This window comes from Plesiomonas shigelloides, from assembly GCF_900087055.1.
Lineage (GTDB): Bacteria > Pseudomonadota > Gammaproteobacteria > Enterobacterales > CAMTGL01 > Plesiomonas > Plesiomonas shigelloides.
Map to the genome: position 1 here is coordinate 1,884,760 of NZ_LT575468.1, position 13,905 is coordinate 1,898,664.

Below are 13,905 nucleotides of genomic sequence, written 5' to 3' on the forward strand. Positions count from 1 at the left end.
GCGATCCGTACCGTTACTCCTGCGTACTGCTTACCTGTAAGATAACGTCGATTTAACACTGTTTTTTTATACAGTGCATTATGGCAATTCTCGTCATGATGTCCAGTCTGTTTTTACATCCTCGAGCACATCAAGTTCAGCCAGTGTAATTACCTCCGCCTCAAACACGTTTAGCCAATCCAATCAAATTTCAAGCATAGACCAATTTTATGCGCTTGTGATGCGAGTCAATTTATCGACAGCAAAAATCAGCAACAACATAGACCGCCAATCAATTAACGCCTTTATCCATCAATTGTGATTTAAATGATATATATGATAGTAGTCCGCAAAATCATCATGACTTGTAATCATTTGTTAGGAATGTTTTTACATTCTCACCTAACTACCTCGGGTAAGAATCCCACTTTTCAGTCCCAGATAAAAACCGGTTATGTGGCCGCTAAGAATCATCAGCAAAGAAAGCAAAAAGATTAGAAGAAAGACAAAAGAAGAGGAATGAAAAAAGGAAAAACAACACACTACAGGTACGCGACAAGGTAAATAACAGACAGGTAATCAGGATCAATTTAGATCTGCAGCCAATAATCTCCCCTTTCGGTAGTCTATTATCCTATCCACATAACTCGCATAATCCACCTAACATCGTGGCCTATAAATGTCATATGACAGAAACTAAACGTCCTGTACGCATAGCAGAAAAGTTACTCATCTTGGTAACGTTGATTTAAAATTTTGTAGCGACATTGAGTAGAGCAATTACTCAGCAGCAGGCTAGATACTACAGTAATGAAAACACCGACATAACACGCGATTCAAAAATACACAGCTCCAAAAATACATTCATAAAATGATTGCTGTGATGATACGCCGGATAATAGTACTAACCATAAACCGATACTCCCCTATAAAAACTGAGTAAACACCTCGAAAATACCTCGGAGTAGTCATAGCCAAACGGCGTATTACTGTTTTTACTCTCGCCAAGCATTACCGGCAGTTACTATCCAAACGTCCACAGCCTGATTGTAAAATATCAGGCAAAATAAGGGCATCAATCAACTGAGCCTATCTTCGCTCGTGGCAGTATTTTTTATATTAAAAACAATAACGTTACTGATAATTCATAAACGAAAAAAGGAGCCTTTCGGCTCCTTTTGAAATCATGACATTACACAATGTCGCACTAACTCTATAGTTATATTCTTTGTACTGTGCTTGCACGTTGTAAAACAGCACCCTGACGTTAGACAAACTCACGATATAACAGCATATACCGGTTAAGATCAGAGATACTGCGGGTCACTCCGAAAACCCATAATGACGAACGGATGGGGAGACTGTTGCCAGCACCGCAGCTAACACTACATTACCGCGCACCACATTACCGCGATTTAGCGCTATGGCTTACTTAGTCATAGCTCTCTGCGGCAGTCAGGTACGTTTAACCCAGCCATTCGCCACTGAAACATTATCCGTTTGCAGACGCGGTCAAACTTACAGAGTTTTGATCAGGAAAGTATCCAGAGACTCACCTTTCTCCAGCGCTTTAGCAATTACGCTCGGAGTACGGCCTTGGCCAGTCCAGGTTTTAACTTCGCCGTTTTCATCCAAGTATTCGTACTTAGGTGCACGTGGCGCGCGCTTACCCTGCTTCTTCGCTGGCTCTTTTGCCACGATATCCAGCAGATCGTTCAGATCAATACCGTCTTCTTTCAGCATTTCGCGGTACTGTTCCAGTTTACGCGCACGCTCTTCTTCTTGCGCTTTCAGCGTGGACAGCTCTTCACGACGTTCTTCAACAACGACGGTCAGCTTTTCCAGTACAGATTCTAAAGTTTCCAGATCCACTTCGCGGGCAAATGCACGCAGAGAACGAATGTTTTTAAATAAGCTAATAATTTCTTGTGACATAATGAATGCAACTAACAGATATTGTTCTAATAGTAAGCCATCATAGATAATGATGACTGCGAGACTTCTATAATAGAACGAATTTCAGCATCTGCCAATATATACTGTCGATTAAATTGCAATTCACCCATTCAGATAACCCTGATGAATATCAGGAATTGAAAATATCTACGATATTTCGGCGACATTCATCGTTTAAATGTCGCGGCACACTCATCCGATCAGCATTAACAAATGCACGACATTTGATCAGGCGCAAAGTATCACGCCACAAAAAACCAAACAAATACGGCGCTGCTCACGCAACGCCGTACCGATTTAGCTCTAGCATCATCCGACAAGCCGTCTTTTATTTCTCTGACTGCAGGATGACAAATTTCTTATTTCCAGCCACTGTCGTGCACTGATTAAACAGACGACGTAATTTCAGATGGTATGCCAGATGACGGTTACCAATAATGCGCAACCAGCCCCCTTTTTTCAGACAACGACGCGCATCGCGAAACATTTGCCATGCAATATGATCCGTAATTGACTGCAATTGGTGGAATGGTGGGTTACATAATATCAACTGAATCGAATTAGCAGGAATATCTTCCAGACTATTTCCGACAATAAAACGACAGCGTGACATAAATTCCGGGTGGTTTTCCTGAATATTTATCCGGCTGGACTGCACCGCCATATAAGATTCATCAATGAAAATAACATCCGCATCTGGATTTTGCTTTAATGCGGTGAGGCCAATCACGCCATTGCCGCAACCCAAGTCCACCAGCGTACCGCTCATACCTGAAGGAATATGTTGCATGAAAAAACGCGCCCCAATATCCAGTGATGCGCGAGAAAACACGTTTGCATGATTATGAATGCGCTCGCCGCTGCCTTCCAAGGTCCACACCGTTGGATAAGGCGATACCGGCGCACTCAGAGCCAGATCTGGCGTGGCGTACACGAGGCGTGCTTTTTTCCATGCCAAACTGGTCCGTGTAGGCCCAATAATGCGCTCAAACAGCTTCAAGGTAGAGGTATGGATATCGCGCGCTTTCGCTGCCGCCAAAATCTGCGTCTGTGGCCCCATCACCGCCTTTAGCATCAATAATTGATGCTCTAGTAAGGCTAAGGTTTTCGGGATCTTAATCACCACCAACGCTGGATTTTCCGGTAGGGCCTGCAAGGTATCTTGCCAAGTCACACAATCAGCTGGCAGTTCATTACGAGCCAGATTGCGCAGCAAAGCCTGTTGGCTAATATAGGAGTCGCCAATACTGATCGGATGATGCGAATGCAAAGCACAAGTCAGTGCGCCAAACTGATCATTAAAAATCAGTACCGGCCCATCCGGTTGCACGCCCTCTAATTCCTGCAACAGATATTCATCCGCCGCTTCCCAGGCCTGTAACTCGGCAGACTCCTCTTCCGGATAACGCTCCAGCAGCAAGCTTACGTTGCCCGACACAAAATGGCCCATTCGATCTCCGCCCATTCAAAACAAGAAAAGTACTGCATTTTAGCCTGAATTCAGCGCAATGTATTGAGATTGATTCTGCTACACGGCCAAGAATCGCGATAGTGATGCGAAAAAAGGCAATTATAAAAAACAAACCTTAAAATACAGTTAGTTAGATATTGGTCATTTGCAAACAGTAGGCGGTTGTGACAGCAAAAATCACGACTTGCCTCAATATAACTACTCGGATGTCAAAATTTATGCTCGACAAATGCCAGTGAATACGGAATCTTAACCGGTATTCTACAACTTCACTGAATGATATCCTTTTTCCTATGAATGCTGTTGTTATTGCCGTCAGTATTATGCTCTTGCTGAGCCTGATGCGGGTAAACGTCGTGATCGCGCTGACATTTTCAGCCATTATCGGCGGCCTGCTAAGTGGCATGAGTCTGACACAAACAGTTGAAACGTTTACCGGTGGTCTGGGTGGCGGTGCTGAAATTGCCCTGAGCTACGCCATGCTGGGTACGTTTGCTGTCGCGATTTCCCGCTCCGGTATTACCGATGTTTTGGCACAATATGTCATCAAACGTCTTGGCCGTGAAGCCAGCGCCAATAAGGTGTTCTGGTTCAAGTATATGCTGCTGCTGGCCATTACCCTGATTGCGATTTCTTCGCAAAACGCCATCCCTATCCACATTGCGTTTATTCCTATTCTGATCCCGCCGTTGCTGCATGTGATGGCACAGTTGAAGTTAGATCGCCGCGCTGTGGCTTGTGCCATTACCTTTGGTTTGACCGCGCCGTACATGATCTTGCCGGTGGGTTTTGGCGGTATTTTCCTCAACAACATTTTGCTGCAAAACCTGAATAACAATGGCCTGAGTGTTACTGCAGCTCAAGTTCCTAGCGCGATGGCGCTGCCGGTTGCCGGTATGGTGGTAGGTTTGTTCACCGCGCTGTTCATCAGCTACCGCAAGCCTCGTCATTATGATGTTGAGAAAATTCTGGCTGCCGAGCCTGAGAAAAAAGAAATCCAAACGCGCCATTTGTGGGTTGCTGGCGTTGCGATTTTAGGTGCCCTGAGTGTGCAGCTGTACACGAACTCCATCATTCTGGGTGCACTGATGGGCTTTATCGTGTTCATCATTGGCGGCGTGATCAACTGGCGTGACACGCAAGATGTGTTTAGCCGTGGCGTACAGATGATGGCGATGATTGGCTTTATCATGATTACCGCATCTGGCTTTGCCGCTGTCATGAAAGCCACCGGTAGCGTGGAAACGCTGGTGCATTCCATTACCGATGTGATTGGTCATAACCGCGCGCTGGGTGCGTTCCTGATGCTGGTTGTTGGGTTACTGATCACTATGGGGATCGGCTCCTCTTTCTCAACCGTACCGATCATTGCCACCATCTATGTGCCACTGTGTATTTCGTTTGGCTTTTCGCCAATGGCGACTATCGCGTTGGTAGGTGTGGCAGGCGCACTGGGCGATGCGGGTTCACCGGCCTCTGATTCCACATTGGGCCCAACATCTGGCCTGAACATGGATGATCAGCACGACCATATCTGGGATACCGTAGTGCCAACCTTTATTCACTACAACATCCCGCTGCTGATTTTCGGCTGGATTGCCGCCATGATTTTGTAATTACGAAGACATTAATTATAACGTTCGTGCAAGAAAGGGCCGCTAACATGCGAAGTGTTAGCGGCCTTTTTAGATCACGGCTTCTGCTGCTCGCTGTTATGTGACAATTGTTTCCTCTGCGCCATAGGCCACAACCAAAATTTGAACAACCGCGTATACCAAGGCAGCAGCAGGTATGAAACGAACAGTACCGTTAATCCGGTAATAAACAAAAAGATCACCGGTGTGACCCAGTGCAGATGCAAACTATGGATCAAATACGAAAAAATCTGTACGGAGGGATAGATCGCCAACCACGTTAAGAACACCATTTTGTGCCGGTTCGGTGGTCTACTGGAAGTCAGCGCGGGAAGCGTAAACCAGATCTCTTGCCCACGCTGAATCTCCACTTCACTGCCTGTACTCAATTTTTCCATAGGCACAGTCCAGCGGCGACGTAACCCCGAATTAAGCCACGCCTCATACTGTTCACGCGACGCAAAGTTAAACGTCACTTTAAACTCCGGTTGCGCTTGATCTGGGCGTACGACCCTCGCACCCAGAAATCCAGCAAATGACTGCGTATCATGCAGTAAATGCTCCACCAATTTTTCAAATGCAAACTCATTCCCGGGGATCACTTTATGACTGATCACCGAGGAGATAATGTGATGATTTTCTTCCACATGTCACCCGTGGTACTTGATGTGCACCAAGCCAGTTACAACAGATAAAAGACCACCGCACACCGGCGGCCTTTTATTTTTCTCTCACCGCAACCTATTATTCTTTCAGCGGTTTTACTCAGTAGCGCGATACTGGATCACCCGCAACATGCCTGAAACCATGTGGTACATATTATGGCAATGGAATACCCAACGCCCCGGATTATCCGAATAAAACTCCAATGCTACCTTGGCCATTGGCGGTACTGAGATGGTGTCCATCAAGGCCGAATGATTGGCATCCCGCATATGTGGATCCAATACGCGGAAAAAGTGGCCATGCAAATGCATCGGGTGATACATCATGGTTTCGTTGATCACTTCCAAGACCACACGCCGTTTCTGAGAAATATCAACCGGCGCAGCATCAGGATAAAATTCTCCGTTGATACTCCAATGGTAGGTTTTCATATCACCATTGAGTCGCATAGCAATTCGCTCTTGCGGTACATCTGGCATAGTTGTCGGTAACATGGAACGGATCACCCACGCATCAGCTAACCGTAATTGAGCGCGTGTTGCGATGCTATCTGCCGGTTTTGGCGCTGCAAACTCTGCTGGCAACGCCACATCACCAACCCGTAAGATCGCCAATGCGCCGGTTGTCTGCCCGACCGCCTCGCCCACAATCCGATAAATCCCCGGTTTACCAGCGGTAATCAGCGCATCATAGCGTTCAGCCGTCGCCATCAAGATGGCATCCGACGCTAATGGCTGCACAATGTTGCCATCTTTAGCAATCACCTGCAGTTCATGCCCCTGCACCGACAAGCAAAAATAAGAAGATGAAGAGCCGTTGATAACACGCAGCCGGATACGCTCACCGGGCTTCGCCTCCACGATAAATGGCTTTTCTGGCAAGCAGCCATTAAGAGGGAAACGGGTATATTGCACATCCACACCAAATTTTTTGCCGCCCGGATATGGGAAAACAGCCTCTTTCGGCGGTAATGTTGGTGCTATGGCCGCCTCTGGCGCTGGCTTATGCTGTAACGCATCCAACACTTGATACGGATCAGCGGATAAGCGGTCCTCCATAAACAGCACCGCTTCTTTGTCGTAAACAAACGGCTCATCAGGATCTTCCAAAATCAACGGGCCCGCTAAGCCCTGCTGATCTTGCAGGCCAAAATGCGAGTGGTACCAGTAGGTTCCCCCCTGTACTACCGGCCAGCTGTAGGTGGTCTCTACACCTTGCGGGAGCGGCACTTGCGAAACATTCGGCACCCCATCCATCAAGTTAGGCACTAAAATCCCATGCCAATGCACGGTGGTCGGCTCTTTCATCCGGTTACGCACGGTGGTGTAAAAGATATCCCCTTTTTTGAGCCGAATTTCCGGCCCACATGGCTGATCATTAATCTGAATCAGCTGGCAGCCTTGCGGCATTTTTGGTCCGTAGGCGATATCCAAGTTAAATTGTTGCCATGGGAAATTGCCGGATAACGGCGCCGGGATCGCCGCTTTGCCTTCACCCGCAGGCGCTGAAGATGGCATGCATGCCGCTCTAACACTCGACGACAAAGCCAATAGCGGCTGTGCCGCCAGCATTGCGCCTGTCACCCCTAACAGCTTACGACGAGTCAAATTGCAGGTGCCTGACTCCTGCGTTGCAGCCGTTGCACTGGTACGATGGAAAATAGATTTGATATTCATCTGGACAACCACAAAATACAGTCAATATTGTCATGCTGCGCCACACAGCTAACTGCGCATAAACCCAATAGCCACTGAACGAGCGGCGTACAGCATCGTTGTTGGTAGGATAACGCTGCGGGATTTGTCGGGTTATCAGGCTATGTAAGCAAAAACCGCAAACCGTATTGGCAATTACAACTGGCAATATCCGGTATTCATCCGCTACAACCCGCAATATCAAGGCCCGTAATCAAGGAATTACAACGAACTAGGTGAGAGTGTAAGTAAAAATCGCAGGAAGGAAGGGTATCGCAACACAAACAAAAAAGCCGAAGAGCACCACGCACTCTCCGGCCTGTATTCAGGGAGTTTTCGTTAGAACAAGCTTTTTTTAATCTGCCCCAACGCGCTCACTACCACAAAAACCGCCATGCCGACCAATACACCAAACAGTGCATTCAGGAACATTGGCATCAGGGCTGTTAATACGCTCCCCATAGAGCCCATCAATGTCAGTGACGCAGTCAAATCCAACATAGCCACCGACACAAAATGCAAGCCGTGCGCCACAATGCCGCCACCGACCATAAACATGGCAACGGTACCAATCACCGTCAGCGAACGCATCAAATACGGTGCTGCCATCAAAATGCCATAACCCACTTTGTGCAATACCCGTACCGGTAAACTGTTACCGGGGATGCGCGCCAGATACAAACCACCATCATCCAGCTTCACAATCACCGCCACAATGCCATACACCCCAACGGTCATGACAATCGCCACCGCCGCCAATACCGAGAACTGCACAGTCAAAGAGTAAGCAGCCACCGTACCAAGAGCTATCGCGATGATCTCAGCCGATAAAATAAAATCGGTAGTAATCGCACCTTTCACTTTTTGCTGTTCAAAACGTCGAAGCCCTTCATCACTGGCCGCAGCTTGTAATAAAGCCGCATTCTCATCGTCTGCATCAGCATGCCCGGCATTGTCCGCGTCTGCGGTATGAGTCAGTGAGTGCCAGATTTTTTCAAACCCTTCAAAACACAAAAACATACCGCCCAACATCAGCAGCGGCGTAATAGCCCAAGGGATAATGGCGCTGATCAATAATGCGGCCGGCACCAAAATTAACTTATTACGAAACGAACCTTTTGCAACCGCCCACACAACCGGTAGTTCACGATCAGCATTTACCCCGGAAACTTGTTGCGCATTCAGCGCCAAGTCGTCACCCAATACACCGGCGGTTTTCTTCGCCGCCACTTTAGTCATGGCAGCGACATCATCCAAAATACCTGCAATATCATCCAGCAATGCGAAAAAACTTGCTCCAGCCAAGGGAAACCCCGCTTTCATCTCAAAAAATAATAAAAGGCGATCCCGCACGAGATCACCTAACACCCTCGATAGTGGCTACGTACTCACTGATATGCTCCATTTTCATCAGGTTTTTCATGTAAATAGGCAGAGCTGCTATGTACATAATGTGAAAAATGAGCTGTTGAGCACCGCGGACAATACGCCAGCCGACAGATTAATTATGGTGATGGTTATTTGTCGGCTGCACGACCAAGGTCACAGAAAGTATAACGGGAATCCACCATTGATTCATATGATAAAAATCAGAGTGTCGCTATATTAAGGTTGACGTGAAAACTGTTGGCATAAAGAGCTTGCCGCAAACGAAGCTGTTAAGACGCAATCGCTGAGTCTTTCAATAAAGTCCGGTTAATCGTGTCATTCAAACGGCTCATCGTCAGGGGTTTGGTGCAGTAATCCACCATCCCAGCGCTCAGGCAATCATTGCGCACCCCAATCGTGGCATCCGCCGTCAGCGCAATGATGCGCGGTGCGGCGCTACCCAATTCGCGGATAATGATTTGTGTGGTTTCAATACCTCCCATGCCGGGCATGTGTAAATCCATAAACACAATATCGTAGTGTTTTTGTCGCACCTTCTCACAGGCTTCTTCGCCACTAGTGGCGGTATCCACCTCATGCCCCATTTTACGGAGCATCGATTTCACCACCATCAGGTTCACTTTGTTATCATCAACCACCAGCAGCTGCTTAGCACTGTAGATTTTCTCGATTTCCGCGCTTTCATGCGGAGCGCAATGATATTCACGAGCATCAAAGTGTTTAGCGATAACCGCTTGTAAACCTTGTGCTTTCAGCGGTTTAGTCAGGTAGTCATCCATCCCGGCCGCCAAATACATTTCACGTGAATCTTCCATCGCATCGGCGGTCAGAGCGATGATCACCACTTTTTCGCCGCGCTCATTTTTCATTTTGCGGATCACGGCAGCCGCCTCTAGGCCGCTCATCAGTGGCATTTGGATATCCATCAAAATCAGATCAAAGACTTCGTCGCGTACTTTATCGATAGCAATGCAGCCATTCTCCGCAGTTTGGACCTTATGACCATGACTGATCAGCAGCGTAGAGATAAATTTGCGGTTAGCGGCACTGTCATCCACCAGCAAGATCCGGATTTGCGGAATGCACTGCTCACAGGCCATGTTTTTGCACTTCTCGTTAGGCGGCGGCATATCCTGTTTCGGGGCATCTTTAGTAATAAACGAGAATGTAAAACAGCTCCCTTTGCCAAGCTCACTGGTGAGGGTGATATTCCCTTTCATCAATTTGGCAAGACTCTTGGAAATCTCAAGCCCTAAACCCGAACCGCCATAAAAACGGTTGGTGGACAGCTCCGCTTGTGAAAAGCGCTGAAAGAGTTTGGGGATCACATCGGGGGCAATACCGATACCGCTGTCCGTTACGGCAATATCAATGCGGTAATTACCACCACTGATAGCCTTACTACGCACATCCATGCGGATAAAGCCTTTTTCGGTAAACTTGACGGCATTACTGAGCAAGTTCATTACAATTTGTCGGATCCGGATCGGGTCCACCTCAACCCAAGTTGGTAAATCCGGTTGCAGATTTAAGGTGAACTCCAACCCTTTCTGGCTTGCCGCATTGAATACCAAGCGATGAGCATTAATCAGTAAGCTCGACAGCGAACAGGCCGAAACATCAAGCCGGACATGCCCCGCTTCCAACTTAGACACATCCAGAATATCGTTCAGTAATCCCAGCAAATGCTCGGCGGAGTCGCGCGCTGTTGCCAAATAATCGGCTTGTTGAGAATTCAGAGTGCTATCTTCCAGCAAAGAAATCATGCCAATCACCCCATTCATTGGGGTTCGGATCTCGTGGCTCATATTAGCCAAAAATACACTCTTCGCCCGGTTACCGGCTTCTGCTTGGAAACGGGATTCTTCCAGTTTTTCGGTTAGGCGTAACAACTCCAGATTGTGCTTTTTACTGCGCTGCAATTGACGCCACGCCAGCAAGGCAAACGCAATAATCAGCACAAACTGCAAGGAGGCAATCGCAGTAGTGGTGACAATCTGGTTACTGACGGTCTTATTACGGCTTTCATCGAAATCCGTAAACGAGACATTCACTTGCAAGATGGTTTTTTGAATCAGTGGGTGCAACCGCGCCAATGCCAGCTCTAGCTGTTTAAAGCGCACCGGATCATATTGCACGTCAACATCCGGCCCTAAAATAGTGTCGGCGTAGGCAATAAATTTCGGTAGTTCGTGTTTGATTTGCTGATAAATCGGCTGGCCATTGAGAATTTCACGGCTATCACTGCCATGCAACGCCAAATTGATGCGGCTAACAAAGGTGTCATAACGAAGCTGCAATGCCTGCATGGCATCCGGACTGCCCTGTTCATTTTGTACTTTCAGTAACTGGTACTGCAGACGGTAAAACTCATTCTGCAACTGAAAGTAGGTCCACATCAGGTTATCGTCACCGATACTGGCAGTCCGTTTCAGATCATCAAACTGCCGATACTGGATAAAGGCGATGCTGAAGAAACTCCCCAGCAGCACCAAGCAAATCACGACCAGCAGCCGATAATTGGTTCTCATGCAGGCATACTCTACACTACTCGACCTTCATGGATGTCACTTGCCACGCGCAGCGACTGTAATAAGACTTGGTTTTCAACTCAGGATTGGCATCAAACGGATAAATCACAAACAGCGGGCCTTTGTCGCGCACGCTGAGCATTTTCCCATCAATTTTGCGCGCTAAAATCACATTGTATTTGGCTAAATCCGACACTGGCAGTGTCGACTCATAGTCATTCAATGCGGTAAAGGTCAGCGTTTTTCCTGATGCCTGCACAGCAGCCAACACATCTTTAATTAGCGGCCCTTCGAAAGTTTTCTCACCTTCATACCATGGTGTGGTGGTGGTAATGGTGTACTGCGGCAAGGCATCTAACAACGCATTATCAAAAACGGCGCTATCACCCACATTGGTTTTAGCAATAGAGCCGGAAACCGTCAGGACTGGATCGCCCGTCACCGCCTCAAGCGCTTGTGCCGAAGTAGATACGGTGCTGGAGACAAGGCCGGTCACGGCCATCAGCCCGGCCAACAACCATGAACGCAACATAATCACACTCATCAGGATTTCCCCCTTGGGAGTAATGGCTAGTTTTCTAGGTACGCCAGCAACGCATCGCGCGTTGGTCCGGCAAAATCCAAAAAGTTGTCGTAATCTGGCACGCACTGCTCCCCTGCACCTTTGCGGCACAGCGTTTCAACACTTAAAGCGGCTTGATACAAACGCAGCGCGCCTAATGAACCGGAGCTGCTTTTAATGCAATGCGCCAACTTGCCCAACGCTACCCAATCGTTTTGATGACGAGCCTGCTGCATCTGCTCGACATGTTCACCCAGCTCAGTGAGATAAACTTCAATCACTTCTTTCAGCACATCGGCACCGATTTCGTGTTTCAGCTCACCCAGCACCTGTAAATCTATCCATTCAGCGTCTGCCCGTTCTGATTTTTGCAGCTGCATCATATCCTCTCCCGCCTGCTGTCACGCCACCCGCATCACATGTCTGTATTGATGTATCTGCCATGTGAACCGATGCAAATATATTCTCTATATCTCTTCTCTGCGCCTGCCTGTCGACTGATACCATGCGCCTAACACCTCAACTCAGTCGTAGGCTTAGCACCTTAATAGGATTGTATTAAGTATTGCTGCTTTAACTAACAAGATAGCATTGGATAACAAAATATTCACACTGTCACGATGTAGAAATGCGCGGTAACGCCGGCTAAATAAATACCAAAGAGTATTGGGAAAACGAGCTTGATGGGCGCTGGATGCACCAAAGAAAAAGCCGCTGAAATCAGCGGCTTTAGAAACGAAAAAGGATATGTAGCTCACTTATGCGTTACGCGCACGCTCAGCAGTCAACGCCGCAATTTTGGCGATCACGTCAACAGCGCTTTCCATGCCTTCAACCGTCACAAACTCATGTTTGCTGTGGAAATTATAGCCACCGGTGAAGATATTCGGGCATGGCAACCCGCGATACGAAAGCTGCGCACCGTCGGTACCACCGCGGATAGGTTTTTCGCATACGGTAACGCCACACTCTTGCATCGCTTGACGCGCAATGTCGATGATGTGCGGGTGTTTAAGCACCTTGTCACGCATGTTGCGGTAGGCATCGCTAAAGCTGATAGTGGCGTGGCAGCCGTTTCGCATACTGGCATTTAAGCTGTCAACTTTGTCTTGCAGCAGACGCTTACGTGCCGCGAAACTATCGCTATCAAAATCGCGAATGATGTAATGCAGCTCCGCTTTTTCCACGGTGCCTTTAAATTGATTCAGATGGAAAAAGCCTTCATAGCCTTCGGTATGCTCTGGCGTTTCTTCTACCGGCATGCTGGCATGAAACTGAGCGGCTAATGTTAGTGCATTGACCATCACATCTTTGGCAGAGCCTGGGTGGACGTTGTTACCTTGAATATGGATCACTGCGCTTGCGGCATTGAAGTTTTCATACTCCAACTCACCAACCGCACCGCCATCAATGGTATAAGCCCAATCAGCCGCAAAACGTTTAACGTCGAAATACTGCGCGCCACGGCCAATCTCTTCATCAGGGATGAAGCCCACACGAATATCGCCGTGCGGAATATTGCTCTCTTTCAGACGCATAATGGCCGTCATGATTTCAGCAATACCGGCTTTATCGTCTGCACCCAACAAGGTTTTACCGTCAGTGGTGATCAGCGTTTTACCATGCAGCTCGTGCAATACTGGGAACATTACCGGCGAGAGGATCTCGTCACCGATGCCCAGAGCAATGTCGCCGCCACGGTAGTTATCCACGATTTGCGGGTTAACGTTTTTGCCAGAAAAATCGGGCGAGGTATCCAGATGCGCAATAAAGCCGATGGTCGGCACCTTCCAATCCACATTGGTCGGCAACGTAGCCATCAGGCAACCGTGTTCATCCAAATGAATATCTGTTAGCCTCATCTCCTGCAATTCGTCCTGCAGCGCATGCGCCAATTTCATCTGCCCTTCGGTGCTGGGAACATGCCGGCTACTGGCTTTAGATTGCGTATCGAAAGAAACGTAAAAGAAAAATCTGTCTAACAGTCTATCCATCTTTGTCTGTGCCTCGTATTTAGTCCCTC

The 13,905-nt window shown here is 47.8% G+C and carries 10 protein-coding genes; 1 reads left to right on the forward strand and 9 read right to left on the reverse strand.

What is annotated here, in order from left to right; all coding sequences use genetic code 11:
* Window positions 1-1,497: 1,497 nt before the first annotated feature.
* Both NCTC9997_RS08280 and rlmG read right to left on the reverse strand, forming a co-directional pair.
* Complete coding sequence (locus tag NCTC9997_RS08280) at window positions 1,498-1,914, reverse strand: H-NS family histone-like protein (protein ID WP_010863794.1); 417 nt, start codon at window positions 1,912-1,914, stop codon at window positions 1,498-1,500.
* A 349-nt stretch (window positions 1,915-2,263) separates the two neighbouring features.
* Window positions 2,264-3,385 carry a 23S rRNA (guanine(1835)-N(2))-methyltransferase RlmG gene (gene rlmG, locus NCTC9997_RS08285; protein ID WP_064977823.1) on the reverse strand — a complete coding sequence of 374 codons (1,122 nt, stop codon included), beginning with the start codon at window positions 3,383-3,385 and terminating at the stop codon, window positions 2,264-2,266.
* 314 nt (window positions 3,386-3,699) lie between these two features.
* Between rlmG and NCTC9997_RS08290 the strand changes: the two genes are divergently transcribed.
* Window positions 3,700-5,022, forward strand: coding sequence for a Na+/H+ antiporter family protein (locus NCTC9997_RS08290; protein ID WP_039044805.1), 1,323 nt, complete (start codon window positions 3,700-3,702; stop codon window positions 5,020-5,022).
* A gap of 74 nt (window positions 5,023-5,096) precedes the next feature.
* Here NCTC9997_RS08290 and NCTC9997_RS08295 read toward each other — a convergent pair whose 3' ends face one another.
* The 7 genes from NCTC9997_RS08295 to pepT all read right to left on the reverse strand — a co-directional run bounded on the left by NCTC9997_RS08295 (window position 5,097) and on the right by pepT (window position 13,876).
* The gene (locus NCTC9997_RS08295; RefSeq protein WP_064977824.1) at window positions 5,097-5,687 is read right to left on the reverse strand and encodes an antibiotic biosynthesis monooxygenase; all 591 of its coding nucleotides are present in this window, start codon (window positions 5,685-5,687) and stop codon (window positions 5,097-5,099) included.
* A 114-nt stretch (window positions 5,688-5,801) separates the two neighbouring features.
* A complete protein-coding gene (locus tag NCTC9997_RS08300; RefSeq protein ID WP_064977825.1) occupies window positions 5,802-7,382 on the reverse strand; it encodes a multicopper oxidase family protein in 1,581 nt (526 codons plus the stop codon).
* Between the two features lie 357 nt (window positions 7,383-7,739).
* On the reverse strand, window positions 7,740-8,705 hold the full coding sequence (locus NCTC9997_RS08305) for a DUF808 domain-containing protein (RefSeq protein ID WP_064978482.1): 966 nt from the start codon (window positions 8,703-8,705) through the stop codon (window positions 7,740-7,742).
* Between the two features lie 353 nt (window positions 8,706-9,058).
* Window positions 9,059-11,320: a response regulator gene (locus tag NCTC9997_RS08310; protein WP_064977826.1), complete on the reverse strand. Its 2,262-nt coding sequence runs from the start codon at window positions 11,318-11,320 to the stop codon at window positions 9,059-9,061.
* A 16-nt stretch (window positions 11,321-11,336) separates the two neighbouring features.
* Window positions 11,337-11,864, reverse strand: a complete 528-nt coding sequence (locus tag NCTC9997_RS08315) for a putative pterin-binding protein (RefSeq protein WP_225624416.1) — start codon at window positions 11,862-11,864, stop codon at window positions 11,337-11,339.
* A gap of 26 nt (window positions 11,865-11,890) precedes the next feature.
* Window positions 11,891-12,265, reverse strand: coding sequence for an Hpt domain-containing protein (locus NCTC9997_RS08320; RefSeq protein WP_010863802.1), 375 nt, complete (start codon window positions 12,263-12,265; stop codon window positions 11,891-11,893).
* 375 nt (window positions 12,266-12,640) lie between these two features.
* Window positions 12,641-13,876, reverse strand: a complete 1,236-nt coding sequence (gene pepT / locus NCTC9997_RS08325) for a peptidase T (RefSeq protein WP_064977827.1) — start codon at window positions 13,874-13,876, stop codon at window positions 12,641-12,643.
* Window positions 13,877-13,905: the final 29 nt, after the last annotated feature.